At 72.8% G+C, this 23,685-nt stretch carries 19 protein-coding genes and 3 pseudogenes; 18 read left to right on the forward strand and 4 right to left on the reverse strand.

Annotated features, from left to right (window positions below; genetic code table 11):
- A partial coding sequence (locus B277_RS12170) for an enoyl-CoA hydratase-related protein (RefSeq protein WP_007928665.1) occupies window positions 1-344 on the reverse strand: 344 nt, incomplete at its 3' end.
- Window positions 341-1,636, reverse strand: a complete 1,296-nt coding sequence (locus B277_RS12175; RefSeq protein WP_007928669.1) for an MFS transporter — start codon at window positions 1,634-1,636, stop codon at window positions 341-343. The genes B277_RS12170 and B277_RS12175, both read right to left, overlap by 4 nt.
- Before the next feature lie 146 nt (window positions 1,637-1,782).
- Between B277_RS12175 and B277_RS12180 the strand changes: the two genes are divergently transcribed.
- Genes B277_RS12180 through B277_RS12195 form a run of 4 tightly spaced genes read left to right on the forward strand, consistent with a single transcriptional unit; the run spans window position 1,783 to window position 5,466 of the window.
- Window positions 1,783-2,451, forward strand: coding sequence for an HAD family hydrolase (locus B277_RS12180; protein ID WP_007928671.1), 669 nt, complete (start codon window positions 1,783-1,785; stop codon window positions 2,449-2,451).
- A 41-nt stretch (window positions 2,452-2,492) separates the two neighbouring features.
- A complete protein-coding gene (locus tag B277_RS12185) occupies window positions 2,493-3,719 on the forward strand; it encodes an acyl-CoA dehydrogenase family protein (protein ID WP_007928672.1) in 1,227 nt (408 codons plus the stop codon).
- A 15-nt stretch (window positions 3,720-3,734) separates the two neighbouring features.
- Entirely contained in the window at window positions 3,735-4,775 is a 1,041-nt protein-coding gene (locus B277_RS12190) for a phosphotransferase family protein (protein WP_040881478.1), read from the forward strand.
- A 10-nt stretch (window positions 4,776-4,785) separates the two neighbouring features.
- Window positions 4,786-5,466, forward strand: a complete 681-nt coding sequence (locus B277_RS12195) for a TetR/AcrR family transcriptional regulator (protein ID WP_040881489.1) — start codon at window positions 4,786-4,788, stop codon at window positions 5,464-5,466.
- Window positions 5,467-5,486: 20 nt separating this feature from the next.
- Here the strand turns inward: B277_RS12195 and B277_RS12200 are convergent, their stop codons facing one another.
- Complete coding sequence (locus B277_RS12200; RefSeq protein WP_007928675.1) at window positions 5,487-6,272, reverse strand: SDR family oxidoreductase; 786 nt, start codon at window positions 6,270-6,272, stop codon at window positions 5,487-5,489.
- A gap of 135 nt (window positions 6,273-6,407) precedes the next feature.
- Between B277_RS12200 and B277_RS12205 the strand changes: the two genes are divergently transcribed.
- The 3 genes and pseudogenes from B277_RS12205 to B277_RS19155 all read left to right on the forward strand — a co-directional run.
- Window positions 6,408-7,409 (forward strand): NADP-dependent oxidoreductase, encoded by a 1,002-nt coding sequence (locus B277_RS12205; RefSeq protein ID WP_007928676.1) that lies wholly within the window; start codon window positions 6,408-6,410, stop codon window positions 7,407-7,409.
- A gap of 11 nt (window positions 7,410-7,420) precedes the next feature.
- Window positions 7,421-8,374 (forward strand): NADPH:quinone oxidoreductase family protein, encoded by a 954-nt coding sequence (locus tag B277_RS12210; RefSeq protein WP_007928677.1) that lies wholly within the window; start codon window positions 7,421-7,423, stop codon window positions 8,372-8,374.
- Window positions 8,371-8,775 (forward strand): annotated as a pseudogene (locus B277_RS19155) (thioesterase family protein); the annotation flags it as partial. The gene B277_RS12210 and the pseudogene B277_RS19155, both read left to right, overlap by 4 nt.
- Before the next feature lie 95 nt (window positions 8,776-8,870).
- Here B277_RS19155 and B277_RS12215 read toward each other — a convergent pair.
- Window positions 8,871-9,341, reverse strand: a complete 471-nt coding sequence (locus tag B277_RS12215) for a MaoC family dehydratase (RefSeq protein WP_007928679.1) — start codon at window positions 9,339-9,341, stop codon at window positions 8,871-8,873.
- Between the two features lie 107 nt (window positions 9,342-9,448).
- On the opposite strand from B277_RS12215, the pseudogene B277_RS12220 reads away from it, so the two are divergent.
- The 11 genes and pseudogenes from B277_RS12220 (at window position 9,449) to B277_RS12265 (ending at window position 23,618) form a co-directional block, all read left to right on the forward strand.
- Window positions 9,449-10,211, forward strand: a pseudogene (locus B277_RS12220) (SDR family oxidoreductase).
- Complete coding sequence (locus B277_RS12225; protein ID WP_238148187.1) at window positions 10,211-11,029, forward strand: SDR family oxidoreductase; 819 nt, start codon at window positions 10,211-10,213, stop codon at window positions 11,027-11,029. The pseudogene B277_RS12220 and the gene B277_RS12225 overlap by 1 nt, the downstream one beginning before the upstream one ends.
- Window positions 11,026-12,552, forward strand: coding sequence for a class I adenylate-forming enzyme family protein (locus B277_RS12230; protein ID WP_007928689.1), 1,527 nt, complete (start codon window positions 11,026-11,028; stop codon window positions 12,550-12,552). The genes B277_RS12225 and B277_RS12230 overlap by 4 nt, the downstream gene beginning before the upstream one ends.
- Window positions 12,553-12,567: 15 nt before the next feature.
- Window positions 12,568-13,785, forward strand: a complete 1,218-nt coding sequence (locus B277_RS12235; RefSeq protein ID WP_007928691.1) for an acyl-CoA dehydrogenase family protein — start codon at window positions 12,568-12,570, stop codon at window positions 13,783-13,785.
- Window positions 13,778-14,947 (forward strand): acyl-CoA dehydrogenase family protein, encoded by a 1,170-nt coding sequence (locus B277_RS12240; protein WP_007928693.1) that lies wholly within the window; start codon window positions 13,778-13,780, stop codon window positions 14,945-14,947. The genes B277_RS12235 and B277_RS12240 overlap by 8 nt, the downstream gene beginning before the upstream one ends.
- Complete coding sequence (locus tag B277_RS12245; protein WP_007928695.1) at window positions 14,944-16,020, forward strand: acyl-CoA dehydrogenase family protein; 1,077 nt, start codon at window positions 14,944-14,946, stop codon at window positions 16,018-16,020. Before B277_RS12240 ends, B277_RS12245 begins: the two co-directional genes overlap by 4 nt.
- A gap of 52 nt (window positions 16,021-16,072) precedes the next feature.
- A complete protein-coding gene (locus tag B277_RS12250; RefSeq protein WP_007928697.1) occupies window positions 16,073-17,269 on the forward strand; it encodes an acetyl-CoA C-acyltransferase in 1,197 nt (398 codons plus the stop codon).
- A 16-nt stretch (window positions 17,270-17,285) separates the two neighbouring features.
- A pseudogene (locus B277_RS12255) lies at window positions 17,286-18,779 on the forward strand (ATP-binding protein); the annotation flags it as partial.
- A gap of 118 nt (window positions 18,780-18,897) precedes the next feature.
- Window positions 18,898-20,484, forward strand: coding sequence for an acyl-CoA carboxylase subunit beta (locus tag B277_RS19160; protein WP_238539401.1), 1,587 nt, complete (start codon window positions 18,898-18,900; stop codon window positions 20,482-20,484).
- Window positions 20,485-20,499: 15 nt separating this feature from the next.
- Window positions 20,500-22,164 carry an AMP-binding protein gene (locus B277_RS12260; RefSeq protein WP_007928702.1) on the forward strand — a complete coding sequence of 555 codons (1,665 nt, stop codon included), beginning with the start codon at window positions 20,500-20,502 and terminating at the stop codon, window positions 22,162-22,164.
- 104 nt (window positions 22,165-22,268) lie between these two features.
- A complete protein-coding gene (locus B277_RS12265) occupies window positions 22,269-23,618 on the forward strand; it encodes an MFS transporter (protein ID WP_051988042.1) in 1,350 nt (449 codons plus the stop codon).
- Window positions 23,619-23,685 lie beyond the last annotated feature (67 nt).

Genomic DNA, 23,685 nt, shown 5'->3' on the forward strand with positions numbered 1-23,685 from the left:
CCCGGCAGGGCGGCGACGACCGGGACGCGCAGGGCGTGGAGGCGCCCCACGGTGCGCTCCTGGTGGCGCAGCTGCTCGGCGACCGCGGCCGGGTCGACCTCGCTGGCGCCGCCCCCTTCGCCGCCGTCCGCGTCGAACTGCTGCACGTCGCCGCCGGAGCAGAAGGCGCGTCCGGCGCCGGTGAGGACGACGACCCGCACGGCCGGGTCGGTGTCGGCCCGCTCGAGGAGGTCGCCGAGACGCTCGATCATCTCCGGTGACATCGCATTGCGGCGGTCGGGCCGGTTGAGCGTGATCGTCAGGATGCCGTCGGTGAGGTCGTCGAGGACGTGGTCGGTGGTCATGCATGCTCCTGGGTGTCGAGGATCGGGTTCGGACGAAGGGGGCGGGCGAAGGCGAGCGCGCCGATCGCCGGGAGGGCGGCGAGCAGGGCGAGGGCGCGTGGCCAGCCGAGGGCGTCGCCGAGGCCGCCGACGGCCGCCGCGCCGAGGCTGCCGCCGAGCAGGAAGCACAGCGTCAGCAGGCCGAGCGCGCCGCCGCGCGTCACCCGCGGGACGGAGTCGGCGACGAGCGTGGTCATCGCCGGCTGCCCGAGGCCGAAGGAGAGCATGAGCGCGAGCGTCGCGGCGACGACGAGCGCGGGCTGCCCGGCAGCGGTGCCGAGCGCGGCCAGCAGGACCGCGGCGGTGACGCCCGTCGTCGCGACGAGCTGGCTGCGGACGGCGCCGAGCCGGATGAGGAGCGGGCCGGTGATGCGCGGGGCGACGACGCCCAAAACCGCAGCCGGCACGAGGAGCAGGCCGACCTGCACGCCGGTCCACCCGCGCCCGGCGAAGCTCGTCGGCACCGCGACGAGCATCCCGAACCACGCGGACGACAGGCTGGCCGCGGTGAGCAGGGAGCGCACCGCGGCGTCGCTGCGCAGCAGCGCGGCCGGCACGATCCCGGTGGGGACCCGGCGGGATCGCAGCACGGCCGTCGGCGTCGCGAGCACGAGCAGCGCGAGGCCGACGAGCGCGACGGGCGGCCCGAGTGTCGCGGCCTGGAGCGAGAGCACCGCGCCGAGCGCGGCGAGCGCGACGAGGAGGGTCCCCACGGGGTCCAGGGTGGCGCCGGCCTGCCGGTCGGAGGGCAGTACCCGCCAGACGAAGGGGGCGAGGGCGAGGGTGGCGACGGGGATGGCCACGACCGGGCGCCAGCCGAAGGGGTCGACGAGCGCCGACCCGATGACCGGGCCGAGCGCGTTGACCGTGCCGCCGATGCCGGCATAGGTCGCGAGGGCACGCGCCCGGGCGTCGCCGGCGAAGAGGGCCTGGACCGCGGCGAGGGTGAGGGCCGGCGCCGCCGAGGCGCCCAGCCCCTGCAGCGTGCGCGTCACGACGAGGGCCGGGAGCGAGTCGACGAGTGCCCCGGCGCTGGCCGCCGTGACCATGATCGCGAGGCCGACGAGCAGGGGCAGGCGGATGCCGAGCAGGTCGCCCAGGCGCCCGCAGACCGCGCTGCCGACGGCGAGGGCGAGCGAGTAGCAGCTGACGACGAGGGCGGCGCGGCCGGTGCTGACCTCGAGGTCCTCGGCGAGCGTGGGCAGCGCGACCGCGACGGCGGCGCTTCCCAGGCCGGTGATGCCGAAGAGCACCGCGATCGCGGTCGCCGTGGCGCTGCGATACGGGGCGGTCGTGGTGGTGATCTCGGCTCCTCGTCAGGCTTGTATCTGAATCCGAGTTCAAGTATACCTGTGAGGGACATCGGTCGACCAGAGCCGATCGACCCCAGGAGCGCACGATGACGACGACGTCGCCGACGACCCAGCGCCGGCAGCCCGCTGCCGCAGCGCTGCTCGTCGACTTCGGGGGAGTGCTCACCGTCCCGCTCGAGCGCGCCTTCGGCGCCCTCTCCGTCGAGTCCGGCCTCGACCCGCGCACCGCCCTGCGCCTCCTCGCGACGCACGAGGGTGCCCGGACCGCGCTCGGCGAGCACGAGGTCGGGCGGCTGGACGACGAGGGCTTCGAGGACGCCTTCGCGGCAGCGATCGCCGAGGTCGGTGGCCGGGTCGAGGCTCGCGGACTGCTCGCCCGGCTCGCGCACCACCTCGACCTCGACGAGCCGATGGTCGACCTCGTCCGCGAGGTCCGCGCGGCCGGCGTGCCCGTCGCGCTCGTCTCCAACTCGCTGGGCCGCGACTGCTACGCACGGGTCGACCTCGACGAGCTCTTCGACGTCACCGTGATCTCCGGGCAGGTCGGCGTGCGCAAGCCCTCGCGACGCATCTACGCCATCGCCGCCGACCGCCTCGGCCTCGCGCCCGAGCAGTGCGTCATGGTCGACGACCTCGAGCACAACCTCGTCGGCGCGGCCCGCCTGGGCATCCGCGGCATCCACCACCGCACCGCTGCCGACACCGTCCGCGCCGTCCGCGAGGTGCTCGTCCTGCCGAGGCCGACCCCGGCCTGATCTCCCTTCGACCACCACGACCCCGACCAAAGGACCCCACGATGCTCGACCTCAGCGAACGCGGCCAGGACTACCGCGACCGGATGCTCGCCTTCATGGACGAGCACGTCTACCCGGCCGAGAGCGTCTACCGCGAGCAGATGCGCGCCTCCGGCGACGCCAACCACCACCCGCAGGTCCTCGAGGACCTCAAGGCCGAGGCCCGTCGGCAGGGCCTGTGGAACCTCTTCCACCCGCACCCCGAGTGGGGGCCCGGTCTGACGAACCTCGAGTACGCCCACATCGCCGAGATCACCGGCCGCAGCATCGAGATCGCCCCCGAGGCCATCAACTGCAATGCGCCCGACACCGGCAACATGGAGGTGCTCACGCTCTTCGGCACCGACGAGCACAAGGAGCGCTACCTGGGGCCCCTGCTCGCGGGCGAGATGGCCTCCGCCTTTGCCATGACGGAGCCGGCCGTCGCCAGCTCGGACGCGACCAATGTCGAGACGTCGATGGTCCGCGACGGCGACGAGTACGTCATCAACGGCCGCAAGTGGTGGACCTCCAACGCCCTGCACCAGAACTGCAAGGTCCTCATCGTCATGGGCAAGACCGACCCGTCGGCCCCCACCCACCGCCAGCAGTCGATGATGGTCGTGCCGATCGACACCCCGGGGGTGCGCATCGAGCGCGGCCTGCCCGTCTTCGGCTACATGGACCGCGAGGGGCACGCCGAGGTGACCTTCACCGACGTGCGCGTGCCCCGCGAGGCCCTGCTCGCCGGCGAGGGTGACGGCTTCATGATCAGCCAGGCCCGCCTCGGGCCCGGCCGGATCCACCACTGCATGCGCGCCATCGGGGTCGCCGAGCGGGCCCTCGACCTGATGATCGACCGCGCCCAGTCGCGGGTGACCTTCGGCGAGCCGGTGGCCAACCGGGCCAATGTCATGGACTGGGTCGCCGAGTCGCGCATCGAGATCGAGATGGCCCGGCTGCTGACGCTCAAGGCCGCGCACATGATGGACACGGTGGGCAACAAGGTGGCGCGCACCGAGATCGCCGCCATCAAGGTCGCCGCGCCCGCCGTCGCGCTCAAGGTGCTCGACCGGGCCATCCAGATCCACGGCGGTGGCGGCGTGAGCGACGACTTCCCGCTCGCCCAGTGGTACGCCCACATGCGCACCCTTCGCCTCGCCGACGGTCCGGACGAGGTGCACAAGATGACCATCGCACGACGGGAGTACCGTCGTCGCAGCCCCCAGTGGGGCAAGGACCAGGGCTGACGGCGAGGATGAGGCATGAGCGATCGAAATGACGTGACGGAGGGGCTCGACACCGGGGCGACGACCCGGTGGCTGGCCGGCCTGGGCATCGGCATCGAGGAGCCGGTGGACTACGCCCGGGTCGGGCTCGGGCAGTCCAACCTCACCTACCTCGCCACGGACGCCCGCGGGGCCCGCGTCGTGCTGCGCCGGCCACCGCTCGGCGAGCTGCTCGCCTCGGCCCACGACGTGGCGCGCGAGCACCGGATCCTCTCCGCGCTCCAGGGCACGGACGTGCCGGTGCCCGTCGTGTACGGGCTGTGCGAGGACCCGGCCGTCACCGACGTGCCGCTCCTCGCGGTCTCCTTCGTCGAGGGAGCGGTCCTCGACGGGCGCGAGGACGCCGAGCGGCTCGGCCCGGACGCGCGCCACGCGACCGGCCTGGAACTCGTGGACACCCTCGCCCGCATCCACGCCGTCGACCTCGAGGGCGTCGGCCTGGCGGACCTGGCCAGCCACAAGCCCTACGCGGCCCGCCAGCTGCGGCGCTGGGCCGGGCAGTGGGAGCTCTCCCGCACCCGCGACGTGCCCGAGCTCGAGCGGCTCTCCGAGCGACTCGTCGCCCTCGACCCGGGAGCCCACGAGGTCGTCCTCGTCCACGGCGACAGCCACCTGCGCAATGTCATCATCGACCCGCAGACCGCCCGGGTGCGCGCGATCCTCGACTGGGAGCTGTGCACGCTGGGCGACCCGCTCGCCGACCTCGGCACGCTGCTCGCCTACTGGCCCATGGCCGGCGACCCGCCGACGATGCGCTTCGACGCGTCGACGACCCCGGGCTTCGCCACCCGGGCCGAGCTCGTCGACCGCTACGCACGGGCGACCGGCCGTGACGTCTCCGCCGTGCCCTTCTGGCACGCGCTCGGGCTGTGGAAGCTCGCGATCATCCTCGAGGGGGTGCGCCGCCGGCAGCAGGACGACCCGCGCAACCTCACGGCGCTCGGCGCGATCCCGGCCGAGGCGGTCGACCAGCTCGTCCACTTCGCGCACACCGTCCTGGACGGCTCGGCGGACTAGGGTGTCCGCCATGCCCAGCGAGCGCGACACCGCCACCCATGAGGTCCCCGACCTCGTCGACGTCGAGCGGCTGGGGTCCCTGCCCCAGACCGCCCGGGGTAAGCGGACCCGTGATGCGCTCATCGCGGCCGCACGCACGGTCTTCGAGCGGGACGGCTACGTCGACTCGCGTCTCGTCGACATCGCCGCCGAGGCGAAGTGCTCGATCGGCAGCTTCTACACGTGGTTCGACAACAAGGACGAGGTCCTCGCGGCCGTGCTGCACGAGGCGCAGAGCGACATGCTCCACCCGGGCACGGGGCGCATCGAGACCACGGACGACCCGATTGCGATCATCGCCGCGAGCAACCGGGCCTACTTCGAGGCCTTCCGGCGCAATGCCAAGCTCAACGTCCTGCTCCAGCAGGTCGCTGCCGTCGATCCCCGTTTCCGCGAGCTGCGTCGGGCGCGCAGCGAGGCCTTCGTCGCCCGCAACTCGCGCGCCATCCGCGACCTGCAGGAGCGCGGCCTCGCCGACCGTGACGTCGACCCGGAGCTCGCGGCGATGGCCCTGTCGGGCATGGTGGCCCGCCTGGCCTACGACGTCTTCGTCATCGGTGGCCCCGAGACGGTCGACGACGTCGTCACGACCGCGACCCGGCTGTGGACCAATGCGCTCGGCCTGACCCAGCCGGTCCTGCGCGCCGACTGACGCGCAGGACCCGCCCGCCCTCATCGGGCGATGTTGACCCCGCCGTCGACGGTGAGCGTGCTGCCCACGACGTAGTCGCCGGCGTCGGAGGCGAGGTAGACCGCCGCGGCGGCCATGTCCTCGTCACGCCCGATCCGGCCCGAGGGGATCTGGGCGGCGGTCGCCTCCTCCTCGTCACGGGCCTCCTTGTTCATCGACGACGCGAAGGCGCCCGGCGCGATCGCCGAGACGATGATGCCCTCGGGTGCGAGCCGGACCGCCAGGCGCTTCGTCAGGTGCACGACCCCCGCCTTGCTCGCGTGGTAGCTGTAGGTCTCCAGCGGGTTGAGCGAGAGCCCGTCGATCGAGGCGATGTTGATGACCTTGGCGAGGCGACCGCTGCGCTCGCGGCCGGCGAGCAGCAGCGCCTTGGCCGCCTGGGTGAGGAAGAAGGGCGCCTTGACGTTGAGGTCCATGACCTTGTCCCAGCCGCTCTCGGGGAACTCCTCGAAGCCCGCTCCCCACGCCGCGCCGGCGTTGTTGACGAGGACGTCGAGGTGGTCCTCGTGCTCGCGGAAGGCGTCGAGCAGCGCAGCGATCCCGGCGGTCGTCGAGACGTCGCTGGGCAGGGCGACGCAGCGCCCTTCGCCGTACTGCTGCGACAGGTCGGCCGCGGTGGCCCGGCAGGCCTCCTCCTTGCGGGCGGTGATGTAGACCGTGGCGCCCTGCGCCAGCAGTCCCTCGGTGATCATCCGGCCGATGCCGCGGCTGCCGCCGGTGACGAGGGCGACGCGGCCCTCGAGGGAGAAGAGTGCGGTGAGGTCCATGTCAGTCCTGACGCTCGAAGGGGGGGTGTCCCCTCGACCGTAGCGTGACCTGAATCAGGGTTCAACAGTAGTTGAAGCCGGATTCATATTGTGACAGGCTGGCGCCGCACCGGCACGTCGACCACAGGAGCTCACATGTCCCGGACCTCGCAGGAGATCCGTCTCGCCGCCCGCCCACAGGGCCGCCCCGACGCGAGCACCTGGGAGCTCGCCACGACCGAGGTCGCCGAGCCGGGGCCGGGGGAGTTCCTCGTCCAGCTGCAGCAGATCTCGCTCGACCCGGCGATGCGCGGCTGGCTCAACGACGTGCGCTCCTACCTGCCGCCGGTGCAGATCGGCGCCGTCATGCGCGCCTTCGGCGCCGGCACCGTCGTCGCGTCCCAGCACGACGACTTCGCCGTCGGTGACGTCGTGAGCGGCACCTTCGGGGTGCGTGAGTACGCGATCTCGGACGGGAAGGGGGTCGCCCGCCTCGACCTCGACGTCGCCCCGATGAGCACCTGGCTCGGCGCGCTCGGGATGCCCGGCATGACCGCGTGGTTCGGGCTCGAGGACGTCGGCCGGGCCCAGCCCGGTGACACCGTCCTCGTCTCGGCCGCGGCCGGCGCTGTGGGATCCACCGTCGCCCAGCTGGCCAAGGCCAAGGGGTGCCGGGTCATCGGCGTCGCCGGCGGCCCGGACAAGGTCGCCTGGCTGCGCGACCTCGGCCTCGACGAAGTCATCGACCGGCGCGAGGGTGACCTGCTGCGTCAGGTGCGCCGGGCCGCTCCCGACGGTGTCGACGTCTACTTCGACAACGTCGGCGGCGAGCTGCTCGACGCCGCGCTGGCCAATCTCGCGCACGGCGCGCGCATCGCCATCTGCGGCGCCATCTCGACCTACAACGACGAGACCCTCGCCGAGGGGCCGCGGCGCTACATGGCCCTGCTGGTTTTCCGCGCGAGCATGCAGGGCTTCGTCGTCATGGACTACGAGGACCGCTACGGCGAGGCGATCGCCGGGATCAGCGAGCTCATCGGCGACGGTCGCTTCGTGGCGACCGAGACGATCCTCGAGGGCGGCGTCCCCGCCTTCCCCGACGCACTCCTCGGCCTCTTCGACGGGGTCAACACCGGCAAGCTCCTCCTCGCGATCTGAAAGGGCCCCACATGCGCGCCATCCACATCTCCTCCCTCGACGGCCCCGAGGCCGTCGAGCTCGTCGACGTCCCCGCACCGGCGGACCCGCGCCAGGTGACGATCGAGGTCAAGGCCGCCGGCGTGGCCTTCCCCGAGCTGCTCCAGACCCGCGGGCTCTACCAGATGAAGCCGGACCTCCCCTTCGTCCCGGGGGCAGAGGTGGCCGGGGTCGTCACGGCCGCGCCCGAGGGCAGCGGCTTCGCCGCCGGTGACCGGGTCGCGGCCCTGACGATGCTCGGGGGCTTCGCCGAGGTCGCCCAGGCGAGCCCGGACCTGACCTTCCGCCTGCCCGACGAGGTCGGCTTCGAGGCGGGTGCCGCCTTCACCTTCAACTACGCGACCGTCTACTTCGCGCTGCTCGAGCGCGGTCACCTCGCCGAGGGCGAGACCGTCCTCGTGCACGGCGCCGCCGGTGGCATCGGCACCGCCGCGATCCAGATGGCCAAGGCCTTCGGTGCCGGCAGGGTCATCGGTGTCGTCTCCACCGAGGCGAAGGGGGAGATCGCCCGGGCCGCAGGTGCCGACGAGGTCGTCCTCGCCGACGGCTTCCTCGACGCCGTGGGCAAGGCGAGCGTCGACGTCGTCGTCGACCCCGTGGGTGGCGAGCGCTTCACCGACTCGCTGCGTGCGCTGCGCGAGCACGGTCGCCTGCTCGTCATCGGCTTCACCGCCGGCGACATCCCGCAGGTCAAGGTCAACCGGCTGCTGCTCAACAACATCAGCGTCGTCGGGGTCGGCTGGGGCGCCTACGCGATGCCTCGCCCCGGGCACATCGGCACCGAGTGGGAGGCGATGCTCCCACACCTGCGCAGCGGCGCCCTCGACCCGGTGCTCGGCACGACCTACCCGCTCGAGGAGGCGGCTGCGGCGATCGGCTCGCTCGAGACCCGGCAGGTCACCGGCAAGGTGCTGCTGCTCCCATGACGACCGCGGCGCCGCCCCCTTCGATCCAGGAGGTCCTCGCCCTCCCGGCGGTGATCGTCGAGACGGCCCCGCCGGAGTGGGAGGACGTCAACGGCCACGTCAACGTCGCCCGCTACTACGACCTGCACCTGCGCGGCGCCGAGGCGGCGCTCACGGCGCTCGGGGTCGACGACGCCTACCGGGCCGAGACCGGCTGGAGCATCTTCAGCGTCGAGCAGCACCTGCGCTTCCTCGGCGAGGTGCACGTCGGCCACGAGGTGAGCGTGCACCTGCGCTGGGTGGCGCGTGGCGACAAGGTCATGCACGCGATCTCCTTCGTCGTCGACCGCACGACCGGGCAGGTGGCCAATTTGCTCGAGGTCCTCGAGGCGCACGTCGACCTGACGACCCGCCGGGCGTGCGCGTGGGCCCCCCACGATCGCCGAGCGGATCGACGAGCTCGTGGCGGCCCACGCGGCACTGCCCTGGCCGGCCCCGACGTGCGGGGCCATCGGGGTCAGGCGCTGAAGCGGCCGATCGACTCCGCGACGAGGATCGGCTTGTCGATGCCCTCGGCCTCGACGGTGAGGGTCGTGACGACCTTGACCGCCCCCGGGCCGGTCTCCTCGACCGATGTCAGCTCGGCGACGAGGCGGATGCGCGAGTCCACCGGCAGCGGGTGGATGAAGCGCACCTTGTCGTAGCCGTAGTTGAGGCTGTGCGCGAAGCCGTCGAAGGCCATGAGCTCCTCCAGGAAGGCCGGCGTGCGCGAGAGGCTGTAGAGCCCGTGCGCGATCGTCGAGCCGAAGGGGGAGTCGGCCGCCCGCTGCGGGTCGACGTGGATCCACTGGTGGTCGCCGGTGAGGTCGGCGAAGGCGTCGATCTTCGCCTGGTCGACGACGTGCCACTCGGTCGGGCCGAGCCGGGTACCGACGAGGTCCTTGAGGTCCTGCACGGAGGTGGGGCGGTGCTGCGCGGTCTGGGTCACGGTGAGCTCCTTCGGTCACGATCTGGTCCCTCGAACCTAGTTGAACTTGAACCCGGCTTCAAGTAGCGTCGAGGTCATCAGGCAGTCGAGACCACAGGAGCTCTCACATGACCACAGACCAGCAGCGCGTCGCCGTCGTCACGGGCGCGGCCAGGGGCATCGGCGCGGGCGTCGCCCGCCGTCTGGCCGCCGACGGGATGGCCGTCGCCGTCCTCGACCTCGACGAGTCGGCCTGCGGGCCCCTCGTCGAGGAGATCACCGCCGCCCGGGGGTCGTGCCCTGGCCGTCGGGGCCGACGTCTCCGACGAGGAGCAGGTGGCCGCCGCGGTGCAGCGCATCGTCGACGAACTGGGCCCGCCGACTGTCCTGGTCAACAACGCCGGCATCATCCGCGACAACCTGATCTTCAAGATGTCGGTCGCCGACTGGGACGCGGTCATGGCGGTGCACCTGCGCGGGGCCTTCCTCATGACGCGCGCCTGCCAGACCCACATGACGGCCAAGCGGTACGGCCGCATCGTCAACCTCTCCTCGACCTCCGCCCAGGGCAACCGCGGCCAGGTCAACTACTCGGCCGCCAAGGCCGGCATGCAGGGCTTCACCAAGACCCTGGCCATCGAGCTCGGCAGGTTCGGCGTGACGGCCAATGCCATCGCGCCGGGCTTCATCGAGACCGAGATGACCGCCGAGACGGCCGAGCGCATCGGGATCTCCTTCGAGGACCTCAAGGCGCAGGCGAGCGCTGCCGTACCCGTCGCCCGCACGGGCACCCCGGCCGACATCGCCCACGCGGTGTCCTTCTTCGCGAGCGAGGGGGCCGGCTTCACCACCGGTCAGGTCCTCTACGTCGCCGGCGGGCCGTGCGACTGATGGGCGCTCCGATGCAGGTCCAGGACAAGGTCGCGGTCGTCACCGGCGCCGCCGGCGGCATCGGTGCCGCCATCGCCCAGGCCCTCGTCGACGCGGGTGCGCACGTCATCGTCTCCGACCTCGACGAGGCGCGCGTGGTCGCGACGGCCGAGCGTCTCGACGCGGTCGCCGTCCCCGGCGACGCCTCGAGCGACGAGGTCATCGCCGCGATGATCGCCGCCGCCGAGCAGGCCCACGGCCCGGTCGACCTCTTCTTCGCCAATGCCGGCATCGGCGACGGCCTCGGCCTCTCGGCCAGCGACGCGCAGTGGCAGGCCGCGCTCGACATCAACCTCCTCGCGCACGTGCGCGCCGCCCGTCAGCTCGTGCCCGGCTGGGTGGAGCGCGGCGCCGGCTACTTCGTCTCGACCGCCTCTGCCGCAGGGCTGCTCACGCAGATCGGCTCGGCGACCTACTCCGTCTCCAAGCACGGTGCCGTCGCCTTCGCCGAGTGGCTCGCCGTGACCTACGGCGACGACGGCGTCGGGGTCAGCTGCCTGTGCCCGATGGGTGTCGACACCGACATGCTGCGCAGCGGCATGACCTCCGGCGACGACGCAGGCGGCCGGGTCGCCGCGGCCGCGGTCACCGGCGCCGGCGAGGTGCTCACTCCGCGCGACGTTGCCGACCAGGTGCTCGCCGCCGTCGCCGAGGGCCGCTTCCTCATCACCCCGCACGAGGACGTGCGCGAGTTCCTCCGGCGCAAGGTCGACGACCACGACCGGTGGATCGGCGGCATGCAGCGCTACCAGCGCCACCTGAGGGAGAGCACGCGATGAGCGGCACCGCCGAGCTGATGTGGCGCTGGGCCGACACGACGCCGGACGCCCCCGCCCTGCGCGAGGGCGAGCGCTCGTGGACCTTCGCGCAGCTGCGCACCGGCATCCGCGGCGCGATGGAGGAGCTGACCCGTCGGGGCGTGCGCCCCGGTGACCGGGTCCTGCTCGTCGTCCCGACGAGTGCCGAGTTCGTCCTCACCTACCACGCCGTCCTCGCCCTCGGGGCGACCGCGGTGACGGTCAACCCGCTGTGCACCCAGCGCGAGCTGACCCACTTCGTCCAGGACGCCGGCTGCACCTTCGCGATCGGCTGGCACGAGGGGTCGCAGGCGCTCACCGCGACCGCGCAGGAGGGCGGTCTCGCGACCTGGGTCCTCGAGCCGGGGTGCGTCCCGCAGCCCGAGGGGTCGCCCGATCCGGCCTCCGTCGCCACCGACGACCCGGCCGTGCTGCTCTACACCTCGGGCACGACGGGCGCCCCCAAGGGCGCGATCCTCACGCACGGCAACCTGCTCGGCTGCGGTGCCTCGCTCGCCGAGGCGCTCGACCTCGGGCCGCGGGAGAGCATGGGCACGGCCCTGCCGCTCTTCCACGTCTTCGGCCAGTCGTCGGTGATGTTCACCGTCTACACCGCCGGTGGCTGCCTGTCGCTGCAGCGGCCCTTCGACCCGGCGGGCCTGCTGCGCATGGCCGCCGACGAGCAGCTCACCGCCGTCGCCGGGGTCCCGACGATGTGGAATGCGATGCTCCACGCGGACACCGACGTCGCCCCGCAGGACCTGACCTCCCTTCGCCTGGCGTGCTCGGGAGGCGCGGCGCTGCCGCTCGAGGTGGCCAAGGCCTTCCGCGAGCGCTTCGGCGCGGTCGTCCTCGACGGCTACGGCCTGAGTGAGACCGCGGGTGCCGCGACCTTCAACCGGGCCGACCTCCCGCGCAAGGAGATGAGCGTCGGCCGGGCCCTGCCCGGCGGTGCGCTCGCGATCTTCGACGAGGACCGCAACCAGCTGCCGCCCGGCGAGACCGGCGAGGTGGCCATCGCCGGCCCCTACGTCATGAGCGGTTACTGGCAGCGCCCCGACGCGACCGCCGCGGTCTTCGAGGGGGAGTGGTTCCTCACCGGCGACATCGGCCGGATGGACGAGGACGGCGACCTGTGGATCGTCGACCGCAAGAAGGACCTCGTGATCCGCGGCGGCTACAACGTCTACCCCCGCGAGGTCGAGGAGGTCCTCTACGGCCACCCCGACATCCGCGAGGCCGCCGTCATCGGCGTGCCCGACGAGCGGCTCGGCGAGGAGATCGCCGCCGTCGTCACCCCGCAGCCCGGTGCCCACATCGAGCCGGCCGCCCTGCGCTCCTGGCTCGAGGAGCGCCTGGCGGCCTACAAGGTCCCCCGGATCTACCAGCTCGTCGAGGAGCTGCCCAAGGGGGCCACGGGCAAGATCCTCAAGCGGGCCCTCGACCGACCGACCATCGCCACCTCCGGCGAGCGGCCCGCCCGGGCCGCCACACCCACCACCTGACGAAGGGAGCGACCCGTGGACTTCGCGCTGGACGCCCGGACCCTCGAGCTGCGCGAGCAGCTCACCGCCTTCATGGACGAGCACGTCTACCCCATCGAGGCGACCTACCAGGAGCAGCTCGACGCCGCGCCCGACGTGTGGGCGCCACCGCCGATCATCGAGCCGGCGAAGGAGGCCGCCCGCAGCCAGGGGCTGTGGAACCTCTTCCTCCCCGGTGAGGACGGCGCCGGCCTGACCAACCTCCAGTACGCGCCGCTGTGCGAGGTGCTCGGTCGCAGCCTGCACATCGCACCGGTGGCGACCAACTGCGCCGCACCGGACACCGGCAACATGGAGGTGCTGCACATGTTCGGCACCCCCGAGCAGCAGGAGCAGTGGCTCACCCCGCTGCTCGCCGGCGAGATCCGCTCGGCCTTCGCCATGACCGAGCCGCGCGTGGCCAGCTCGGACGCGACCAACATCGAGACCTCGATCGTGCGCGACGGTGACGAGTACGTCATCAACGGTCGCAAGTGGTACATCTCCGGCGCGATGAACCCCAATGCCAAGGTCTTCATCCTCATGGGCAAGACCGACCCGTCGGCGGACCGCCACCGGCAGCAGTCGATGATCCTCGTGCCGCGGGACACCCCCGGGGTCGAGGTGCGTCGCGGCATGAAGGTCCTCGGCTACGACGACCGCGACCACGGCGGTCACGCCGAGATCGACTTCACCGACGTGCGCGTCCCGGCGAGCAACCTCATCGGCGAGGAGGGCGCGGGCTTCGCCATCGCCCAGGCCCGCCTCGGCCCCGGCCGCATCCACCACTGCATGCGCCTCACCGGCATCGCCGAGCGCTCGCTCGAGCTGATGATCGACCGTGCCGCGAGCCGGGTCGCCTTCGGCAAGCCGCTGTCGGACCAGGGCGTCATCCGGGACTGGATCGCCGAGTCCCGGGTGCGCATCGAGCAGCTGCGCCTGCTGACCCTCAAGGCCGCCTGGCTCATGGACACCGTGGGCAACAAGGGGGCGCACACCGAGATCCAGGCGATCAAGATCGCCGCCCCGGCCACCGTGGAGTGGATCGTCGACAAGGCGGTGCAGGTGCACGGCGCCGGCGGCCTGAGCCAGGACTTCCCCGTCGCGGAGTGGTACGCGCAGGTGCGCACGCTGCGCTTCGCCGACGGCCCCGACGAGGTGCACAAGAACGCGCTGGCCCGTCACGAGATCCGCAGGAGGAGCGCCCGTGACTGACCTGCAGCGACGGGTCGAGGAGCTCCTCGCGAGCCACGACCCGCAGACGACGGCTCCCGCCGACTTCCTCGGTGCACAGTTCGACGCCGGCCTGGCGTGGGTCCACTTCCCGCAGGGGCGCGGTGGACTGGGCCTGGCGCGCGGCCGGCAGCTCGAGGTCGACGCCCTGCTCGACGCGGCCGGTGCCCCGCGCCCCGACGTCGGGCGCAACAGCATCGGCCTCGGCATGGCGGCCCCGACGATCCTCGCCTTCGGTACGCAGGAGCTGCAGGAGCGCTACCTGCGGCCCCTCTTCGCGTGCGAGGAGATCTGGTGCCAGCTCTTCAGCGAGCCGGGCGCCGGGTCCGACCTCGCCGGGGTCGCCACGCGCGCGGTGCCCGACGGTGACGAGTGGGTCGTCGACGGGCAGAAGGTGTGGACCTCCGGGGCCCACAACGCCGACTTCGCGATCCTGCTGGCCCGCACGGACACCTCGGTGCCCAAGCACGCCGGCATGACCTACTTCCTCGTCGACATGACCGACCCGGGCGTCGAGGTTCGCCCCCTGCGCCAGATCACCGGCGAGGCGGAGTTCAACGAGGTCTTCCTCTCCGGGGTGCGGGTGCCCGACACACACCGCGTCGGCAAGGTCGGCGAGGGCTGGCGCGTCGCGACGACGACCCTCAACAACGAGCGGGTGGCCATCGGTGCCGGCAGCGAGCGCGAGGCCGGCCAGATCGGTCTGGTGACGCAGCGCTGGCGGGAGGACCCCGCGGTGCGCACCCCCGGTACCCACGCCGACCTCATGCGGTGGTGGGTCGAGACCGAGGTGACCCGGCTCGCGGGCGAGCGGCTGCGCCAGGGCCTGGAGGCCGGGCAGCCCGGGCCGGAGAGCTCGGCGATGAAGCTCGCCTTCGCCCACCAGGCGCAGCAGGTGAGCGCCTTCGCCCTCGAGCTCGCGCCCGAGGAGGGGCTCGAGTACCACGACTGGACCATGGTCCGCCCCGAGGGCGGCTCCTTCCTCGGCCACGGCCCCGGCTACCGCTACCTGCGCGCCAAGGGCAACTCGATCGAAGGGGGCACGAGCGAGATCATGCGCAATGTCATCGCCGAGCGGGTGCTCGGCCTGCCCCCGGACCACCGCCCTGACAAGGGCATCGCCTTCAAGGACGTGCCGCGATGACCGACCTGCTCTACACCGACGTCGAGGAGTCGCTGCGCGGCAGCGTCCGCTCGACCCTCCAGCGCTCCCTCGACGAGGGACTGCCGGCCCGCCTGGCCGACGAGCCGGACACCGACGTCAGCGCTCTGTGGCGCACCCTCGCCGAGCAGCTCGGCGTCGCCGGCCTGCTCGTGCCGGAGTCGCTCGGCGGGGTCGGCGCGAGCGCCCGCGAGGCCGCCGTCGTGCTCGAGGAGCTCGGCCGGGCGGTCGCGCCCACGCCCTTCCTCACGAGTGCCGTCGTCGCGACGACCACGCTGCTGTCGGCCGGCGACGAGACCCACCTGCCGCGGCTGGCCTCGGGCGAGGTCGTCGCGACCCTCGCCCTGCCGTGGACCGCGCGGCGCGGCGCGTGGTCGCCGGTCGACGGCGTCGTCGCCCCGGTCGCCGGAGCGCTGACCGCCGACCTCTTCCTCGTGCCCGTGACCGACGACGGGGGCGAGACCTCCCTTCGTGCCCTCGGCCGGGACGACGTCGAGCTCGAGCCGATCACCTCGCTCGACATGACCCGACCGCTCGCCCGGGTGACGGTCACGGGGCAGGGCAGCGAGATCGCCACCGGCGACGCGGCGCGTGCCGCGGTCGACGCGGGTCTGGCGGCCGGCGCCGCCCTGCTCGCCTCCGAGCAGCTCGGCCTGGCCCAGTGGTCCCTCGAGACGACGGTGGAGTACGCGAAGACCCGGGTGCAGTTCGCCCGGCCGATCGGCTCCTTCCAGGCGATCAAGCACCGCCTGGCCGACCTCTACCTGCTGCTCGTCGGCACGCAGGCCGCGGCGCGTCAGGCCGCCGGCGTGCTCGCCGACGACCCGCACGGCCCGGAGGCGCAGATCGCGACCGCGACGGCCGCGGCCTACTGCTCCGACGCCGCGGTCCGCGCGACCGAGGAGGCCCTGCAACTGCACGGCGGCATCGGCATGACGTGGGAGGCGCCCGTGCACACCCGGCTCAAGCGGGCTGCCGCCGACCGACTGGCCCTCGGGACTCCCGACCGACACCGCAGCGACCTCGCGGCCCTCGTGGACCTGCCGGTGAGCTGACCGACAGACTCGACCCACCCCCTTCGACCCGACCCACAGACCAGGAGTGACCATGCGCGAAGCCGTCATCGTCTCCACCGCCCGTACCCCGATCGGCCGTGCCTACCGCGGCGCCTTCAACGACACCCAGGCCCAGGAGCTCATCGGCCATGCCGTGCGGCACGCCGTCGAGCGCGCCGGCGTCGAGGGCGAGCAGATCGAGGACGTCGTCATCGGCGCCGCCCTCCAGCAGGGCTCGACCGCGATGAACATCGGTCGTCAGGCCGCCCTGCGGGCCGGCCTGCCCGTGAGCGTGGCCGGCATGTCCGTCGACCGGCAGTGCGCCAGTGGCCTCATGGCCATCGCGACCGCCGCCAAGCAGGTCATCCTCGACGGCCAACAGGTCGCCGTCGGCGGCGGTGTCGACTCGATCTCGCTCGTGCAGAACGAGCACATGAACACCTACCGCGCCCAGGACCCGTGGCTCGTCGAGCACGTGCCGGCGACGTACATGTCGATGCTCGAGACCGCCGAGGTCGTCGCCCGCCGCTACGGCATCAGCCGCGAGGCGCAGGACGAGTACGCCCTGGAGTCGCAGCGCCGCACCGCTGCGGCGCAGGAGGCCGGCGCCTTCGACGACGAGATCGTCCCGCTGCCCTCGACGATGCTCACCAAGGACAAGGCGACCGGCGAGGTCGGCTCGCAGCAGGTGACCCTGACCAAGGACGAGGGCAACCGCCCCGGCACCCAGCTGGCGGACCTGAGCAAGCTCAGCCCGGTCCTCGCGAAGGACGGCACCGAGGGCTTGTCCGTCACCGCCGGCAATGCCTCGCAGCTGTCCGACGGCGCGTCCGCCGCCGTCGTCATGGAGGCCGAGGAGGCCTCCCGTCGCGGCCTGACCCCGCTCGGCGCCTTCCGCGGGATGGCCGTCGCCGGCTGCGAGCCCGACGAGATGGGCATCGGCCCGGTCTTCGCCGTGCCGAAGCTGCTGAAGCAGCACGGCCTGACCGTCGACGACATCGGCCTGTGGGAGCTCAACGAGGCCTTCGCCGTCCAGGCGCTCTACTGCCGCGACACCCTCGGCATCGACCCCGAGAAGTACAACGTCAACGGCGGCGCGATCTCCATCGGCCACCCCTACGGCATGTCCGGCGCCCGCATGGCCGGCCACGTCCTCATCGAGGGCAAGCGGCGCGGAGCCCGCTACGGCGTCGTGACGATGTGCGTCGGGGGCGGCATGGGCGCGGCCGGCCTCTTCGAGATCTTCTGAGCCGAAGGGAGAGACCATGGGCGTCTTCGTCGCCAACCGCGGTGAGATCGCCGTCCGCATCGTGCGGGCGGCCCGGGAGGCCGGGCTGGAGGCGGTCGTCGCGGTGACGCGTGCCGAGGCCGACGGCCTCGCCGCGCGTCTGGCGAGCGGCGTCCACGTGCTCCCCGGCGAGGGCCCGGCGGCCTACCTCGACGCCGCGGCCCTCGTCGCCGGTGCCCGGGAGCACGGCTGCACCCTGCTCCACCCCGGCTACGGCTTCCTCAGCGAGTCACCGGAGCTGGCGCGGGCCTGCGCGGACGCCGACGTGACCTTCGTCGGCCCCGACGCCGGGCTGCTCGAGCTCTTCGGCGACAAGGGGCGGGCGCGTGCGGCCGCGCAGGAGGCCGGCGTGCCGGTCCTGCCGGCCACCGACGTCGGGGCGAGCGTCGCCGAGGTCGAGGACTTCGCGCGGGCGCAGCTGCCCGGCGGCGTGATGATCAAGGCCGCGGCCGGTGGCGGCGGCCGGGGCATGCGCGCGGTGCCGGCGGGTGAGCCGGTGGCCCCCGCCGTCGAGCGGGCGCGATCCGAGGCCGAGCGCAGCTTCGGCTCCGGTGACCTCTTCGCCGAGCTCTACGTCGAGCGCGCGCGCCACGTCGAGGTGCAGGTCGCGGCCGACGGCGAAGGGGGAGTCACCCACCTCGGCGAGCGCGACTGCACCCTCCAGCGCCGCTTCCAGAAGGTCGTCGAGGTCGCGCCCGCACCGGACCTGCCCGACGACGTGCGCGCGGCCCTGCACGAGGCCGCCGTGCGGCTGCTCGTCGGTCGTGGGTACCGCGGGCTGGCGACCGTGGAGTTCCTCCTCGACGCCGACGACCCGACCCGCTGGTGGTTCATCGAGGTCAACCCGCGCCTGCAGGTCGAGCACCCCGTGACGGAGCTGGTCACGGGGGTCGACCTCGTCCTCACCCAGCTCGCGCTCGCCACCGGCCGCACCCTCGGCGACCTCGGCCTGGCCGACCCACCCGCCGTGCGAGGGTCTGCGGTCGAGCTGCGCGTCACGGCCGAGCGGGTCGGCTCCGACGGCGCGCTCCTGCCCGCGCACGGGGTGGCGACCGGCCTGACCTGGCCGAGCGGCCCGGGGGTGCGGGTCGACACCCATCTCGTCGAGGGCGCCCGGGTCGACGGGGCCTTCGACTCCCTCGTCGCCAAGGTCGTCACCCACAGCCACGGCGGTCTCGCCGGCGCGCTCGACAAGGCGCGCCGGGCCGCGCTCGAGTGCTCGATCGACGGGGTCGAGACGACCCTGCCCCTGCTGCGCGAGCTGCTCGCCCACGACGACCTCGCACGCTGGCAGGTGACGACGGGGTGGATCGAGTCCTCAGGGGTGCTGGCGACGGTCGACGCCGGGGGGTCGGCGGACGACACGGCCCCGGGCGAGGTGCGCGCCGAGATGACCGGCACCGTCCTCGAGGTCCTCGTCGGGGCCGGTGACGAGGTCGCCCTCGGCGCACCCCTGCTCGTCGTCGAGGCGATGAAGATGGAGCACGTCGTCACCGCACCGGCCCCCGGGACGGTGACGGAGGTGCGGTCCCGGCCGGGGGGCCACCACGGCTGCCGGGGACCTGCTCGTGCGGCTGCTCCCGTCGTCCGTGGGGGAAGAGGCCGCGGCCGTCGACGAGGGACCCGACCTCGACGCAGAGCGGGCCGACCTGACCCGCCTGCGCGAGCGGCAGGAGCGGCGGCTCGACGCGGCCCGCCCCGAGGCGGTCGCCAGGCGCCACGCGCGCGGTCAGCGGACCGCGAGGGACAACCTCGCCGACCTGCTCGACGAGGGCAGCCTCGTCGAGTACGGCGGGCTGGCGGTCGCCGCCCAGCGGGCGCGCCGCACGGAGGAGGAGCTCGTCGCGACCACCCCGGCCGACGGCATCGTCACCGGCATCGGGCGGGTGACGACGGCGCCGGGGACGAGCCCGCGGGTGGCGGTGCTCGCCTACGACTACACGGTCCTCGCCGGCACGCAGGGCTACCTCAACCACAAGAAGACCGACCGGATGCTCGAGATCGCCGAGCAGCAGCGGCTGCCCGTCGTCCTCTTCGCCGAAGGGGGTGGCGGTCGCCCCGGAGACACCGACACCACCGTCGCCAGCGGGCTCGACGTGCCGACCTTCGCGACGATGGGCCGGCTCAGCGGGCTCGTGCCGACCATCGGCATCGCCGCCGGGCGCTGCTTCGCCGGCAACGCCGCCCTGCTGGGCTGCTGCGACGTCATCATCGCCACCCGTGACTCGACGATCGGCATGGGCGGCCCCGCGATGATCGAAGGGGGCGGCCTCGGCGTCTTCGCCCCCGAGGAGGTCGGCCCGATCGAGGTCCAGGGCGGCAACGGTGTCGTCGACGTCGTCGTCGACGACGAGGCCGAGGCGGTCGCCGTGGCGCAGCGCTACCTCGGCTACTTCCAGGGTCGTCGCGAGGAGTGGAGCGCCCCCGACCAGCGCCACCTCCGTCACGTCGTGCCGGAGAGCAGGGTGCGGGCCTACGACGTGCGCCGGGCGATCGACACCCTCGCCGACGAGGGCTCGGTCCTCGAGCTGCGGGCCGGCTTCGCCCCGGGCGTCATCACCGCGCTCGTGCGCATCGAGGGGCGCCCGATGGGTCTCGTCGCCAACAACCCGCGACACCTCGGCGGCGCCATCGACAGCCCCGCGGCCGACAAGCTCGCGCGCTTCCTCCAGCTCTGCGACGCGCACGGGCTTCCGGTCGTGTCGCTCTGCGACACCCCGGGATTCATGGTCGGCCCGGACCACGAGCGCACCGCGACGGTGCGGCACTTCGCGCGGCTCTTCGTCATCGGGGCGCACCTGCGGGTACCGGTCGTCACCGTCGTCCTGCGCAAGGCCTACGGCCTCGGTGCGCAGGCGATGGCGGCTGGCGGCTTCCACCGGCCGGCCGCGACGCTCGCCTGGCCGACCGGCGAGGTCGGCGGCATGGGGCTGGAAGGCGCCGTGCGGCTGGGCTTCCGTCGCGAGCTCGAGGCGGTCGCCGACCCCACGGAGCGGGCGGAGCTCGAGGCGCAGCTGCTCGCGCAGATGTACGAGCGCGGGCGCGCGGTCAACGCCGCAGCCGTCGTCGAGCTCGACGACGTCATCGACCCGGTCGACACCCGGCAGTGGATCACCACGGCCCTGGGCGAGGTCGACCACACCGACGTGCCACGGGGGTACGTCGACACCTGGTGAGCCAAGGAGTGCCTGATGGAGTACACGCAGCACCTCGCAGACGTCCGCGCGCGGCAGGAGCGGGTGCGTCCCGCCGACACGCCCCGCGAGGTCGCCCACCCCTTCGGGGAGCTGACCGTCCCGGAGTACGTCGACCGGTGGGCGGTCGAGCAGCCGGACCACCATGCGGTGGTCATGGGGGAGGAGGTGCTCACCTACGCCGACGTCGCCGCGCAGCACGCGTGCTGGGCCGGGTGGCTCCGGGCGAAGGGGGTGGCCCCCGGCGAGCGCGTCGGCGTGCACCTGGGCAACTCCACGCAGTTCGTCCTCGCCTTCCTCGGCACGTTGCGCGCCGGGTGCGTCCACGTGCCCGTCAACGCGATGTTCCAGCACGCCGAGCTCGTCCACGAGCTCGCCGACAGCGGGGCGAGCGTCGTCGTCACCCACGTGACGCTCGCCGAGCGACTCCTGCCGGCCGCGGCCGAGGCCGGGGTGGCCACGGTCGTCGTCGTGGGAGGTGAGGTCTCCTCCCTTCGGCAGGCGGGGGTCGAGGTCGTGGCCTGGGTCGACGCCCTCACGGCGGACCCGCTGCCCGAGCCGGCCCGCGACCTCGATGCGCTCGCCGCGCTCAACTACACCGGCGGCACGACCGGCCTGCCCAAGGGATGCGAGCACTCCCAGCGGCACATGGTCTACACGGCGCTGAGCGGGGCGGGGGCCAATGGTCTGGGGCGTGAGGTCGTCTCGTTGTGCTTCGTCCCCGTCTTCTGGATCGCCGGTGAGGACCTGGGCATCCTCATCCCGCTCGTCATGGGTGGCACGAGCGTCCTGCTCTCGCGGTGGGACGCGGCGACGGTCGTCGACCTCGTGGAGCGCCACGGCGTGACGACGACCGCGGCGACGGTCGAGAGCTACCTGGCGATCCTCGACCTGCCCGACATCGCCGATCGTGACCTGTCGAGCTTCACCTCGCCGATGGCGATGTCCTTCATCCGCAAGCTCACGCCGGAGGTGCGCCGCCGGTGGGCGGAGGTCGTCGGTGGGCACTCGGTGCTGCGCGAGGGGTCCTACGGACTCACCGAGAGCCACACCATCGACGTCGTGCCGCACGGCTTCCAGGCCGATGACCACGACCTGACGACGACGCCCGTCTTCTGCGGGCTGCCCGTCCCCGGCACCGACGTCCTCGTCGTCGACCCCGTGACCGCCGAGCCGATGCCGCTCGGGGAGCCGGGCGAGATCATCCTGCGCAGCCCCTCGATCACGACCGGCTACTGGCGCAACCCCGAGGCGACGGCGCGACAGCTGCGCGACGGCTGGCTGCACACGGGGGACACCGGCTACCTCGACGACGACGGCTGCCTGCACTACCTGGCCCGGGCCAAGGACATGATCAAGGTCAACGGCATGAGCGTCTTCCCGGCGGAGGTCGAGTCGCTCCTCGTGGACCACCCGGCCATCGACACCGTGGCCGTCGTCCCCGCGCCCGACCCGGAGAGCGGCCAGCGTCCCGTGGCCTTCGTGACGACGGTCGGTGAGGTGACCGGCGCCGACGTCGAGCAGTGGGCACGGGACCGGATGGCGGTCTACAAGGTGCCCTTCGTCGAGGTGCTGCCGGCCTTCCCGCTGACGGACACCGGCAAGATCCGCAAGGGCGAGCTGCTCGAGCGGGCCGGCGAGGTCGTCGCGGCCAGGGCCTGACCCCCTTCGTCCCGCGGGTGACCGCTGACCGACGTGACCCTTGACACAGATCTGAATCCGAGTTCAATATGAACTTGAATCATCCTTCAGATACAGGAGCTCACATGACATCACCGACAACGGCGTCGGACGCGGTGCACGCGCGAGCCACGCGCAAGGCCTTCGTGCGGTTGGTCCCGCTGCTCATGGCGGCCTACTTCATGGCCTTCGTCGACCGGACCAACGTCGGGCTGGCGAAGTCCTCGCTCGAGGTCGACGCCGGCATCGACGCCGCGGCCTACGGGCTCGGGGCCGGGCTGTTCTTCCTCACCTACGCGGCCTTCGAGGTGCCGAGCAACCTGATCCTCCACAAGATCGGCGCGAAGGTCTGGATCGGCCGGATCGCCGTCACCTGGGGCCTGATCACCATGGCGATGATGTTCATCTCCAGCCCGGCCATCTTCTACGTCCTGCGTCTGCTGCTCGGTGCGGCGGAGGCGGGTCTCTACCCGGGGATCATGTACCTCATCACGACGTGGTTCGCGCAGAAGGACCGCGCGACCGCTGTCGGGCTCATCCTCACCGCCTCGTCCGTCGCCTTCATCGTGGCCAACCCGATCGGCGGCGCCCTGATGAAGATGGACGGGGTCGGCGGCCTGCACGGGTGGCAGTGGCTCTTCGTCCTCGAGGGCATCCCGACGGTGCTCCTCGGCGTCATCATCTTCGTCGTCCTGCCCAACTCGCCGGCCGGGGCGAGCTGGCTGACGCGCGACGAGGCCGCCGAGCTGACCCGGCGCGCGGTCGGCGCGGAGGAGCCCGTCGGCAGCCCCGGCGCGATCGTTCGCCAGGCGATCTCCACGCCCTTCCTGCTGACCGTCGCGGCGATCTACTTCATGAACCAGATCGCGACCTACGGCGTGATCTTCTTCGTGCCCTCGATCGTCCAGGCCATGGACGTCACCGACACCTTCCTCATCGGGCTGATCTCCGGCGTCGTCGGCATCGGGGCGGTCATCGGCGTGCTCGTCGTGCCTCGCGTCCTGCGGCGCAACCCCGGCAGCGAGGTGCGGCTGATCGGCATCACGACCGTGGCGGCGATCGTCCTGGCGCTGTGCTTCGTCGCCGTCGAGCAGCCGGTGGCTCGGATGATCATCCTCAGCGCGACGATGCTCTTCATCGTCGGGGTCCAGCCGCTCTACTGGTCGGTGCTCATGGCCCGGCTCGGGGGAGTGGGTGCGGCCGCCGGTCTCGCCTTCGTCAACACCATCGGCCTCACCGGTGGCTTCGTCGGGCCCTACGCCTTCGGCCTCGCCGAGACGGCGACCGGGTCGCCGTCGTCCGGCCTGTGGGTGCTCATCGCCGCGACCTGCATCGGGCTGCTGTGCGTGCCGCTGCTCGGTCGCCTGCTGCGCCGGCACGACGCGGACAACCCCGTCGGCGACCCCGAGGACGACGTCGCCCCCGTGGCGGTCTGACCTCGCAGACGAGACGACCGGCCGTGACCCGAGGGTCGCGGCCGGTCGTCTCGTGCTGCCCGGCGTG

Source organism: Janibacter hoylei PVAS-1 (assembly GCF_000297495.1).
GTDB classification, from domain to species: domain Bacteria; phylum Actinomycetota; class Actinomycetes; order Actinomycetales; family Dermatophilaceae; genus Janibacter; species Janibacter hoylei.

What these genes read in the sequence shown, in the direction of transcription:
- B277_RS12185 (WP_007928672.1), top strand. Translation starts at nt 2,493, where the DNA reads ATGCTCGACCTCAGCGAACGCGGCCAGGACTACCGCGACCGGATGCTC.
- B277_RS12245 (WP_007928695.1), top strand. Translation starts at nt 14,944, where the DNA reads ATGACCGACCTGCTCTACACCGACGTCGAGGAGTCGCTGCGCGGCAGC.
- B277_RS12230 (WP_007928689.1), top strand. Translation starts at nt 11,026, where the DNA reads ATGAGCGGCACCGCCGAGCTGATGTGGCGCTGGGCCGACACGACGCCG.
- B277_RS12190 (WP_040881478.1), top strand. Translation starts at nt 3,735, where the DNA reads ATGAGCGATCGAAATGACGTGACGGAGGGGCTCGACACCGGGGCGACG.
- B277_RS12250 (WP_007928697.1), top strand. Translation starts at nt 16,073, where the DNA reads ATGCGCGAAGCCGTCATCGTCTCCACCGCCCGTACCCCGATCGGCCGT.
- B277_RS12200 (WP_007928675.1), bottom strand. Translation starts at nt 6,272, where the DNA reads ATGGACCTCACCGCACTCTTCTCCCTCGAGGGCCGCGTCGCCCTCGTC.
- B277_RS12225 (WP_238148187.1), top strand. Translation starts at nt 10,211, where the DNA reads ATGGGCGCTCCGATGCAGGTCCAGGACAAGGTCGCGGTCGTCACCGGC.
- B277_RS12210 (WP_007928677.1), top strand. Translation starts at nt 7,421, where the DNA reads ATGCGCGCCATCCACATCTCCTCCCTCGACGGCCCCGAGGCCGTCGAG.
- B277_RS12180 (WP_007928671.1), top strand. Translation starts at nt 1,783, where the DNA reads ATGACGACGACGTCGCCGACGACCCAGCGCCGGCAGCCCGCTGCCGCA.
- B277_RS12195 (WP_040881489.1), top strand. Translation starts at nt 4,786, where the DNA reads ATGCCCAGCGAGCGCGACACCGCCACCCATGAGGTCCCCGACCTCGTC.
- B277_RS12260 (WP_007928702.1), top strand. Translation starts at nt 20,500, where the DNA reads ATGGAGTACACGCAGCACCTCGCAGACGTCCGCGCGCGGCAGGAGCGG.
- B277_RS12205 (WP_007928676.1), top strand. Translation starts at nt 6,408, where the DNA reads ATGTCCCGGACCTCGCAGGAGATCCGTCTCGCCGCCCGCCCACAGGGC.
- B277_RS12265 (WP_051988042.1), top strand. Translation starts at nt 22,269, where the DNA reads ATGACATCACCGACAACGGCGTCGGACGCGGTGCACGCGCGAGCCACG.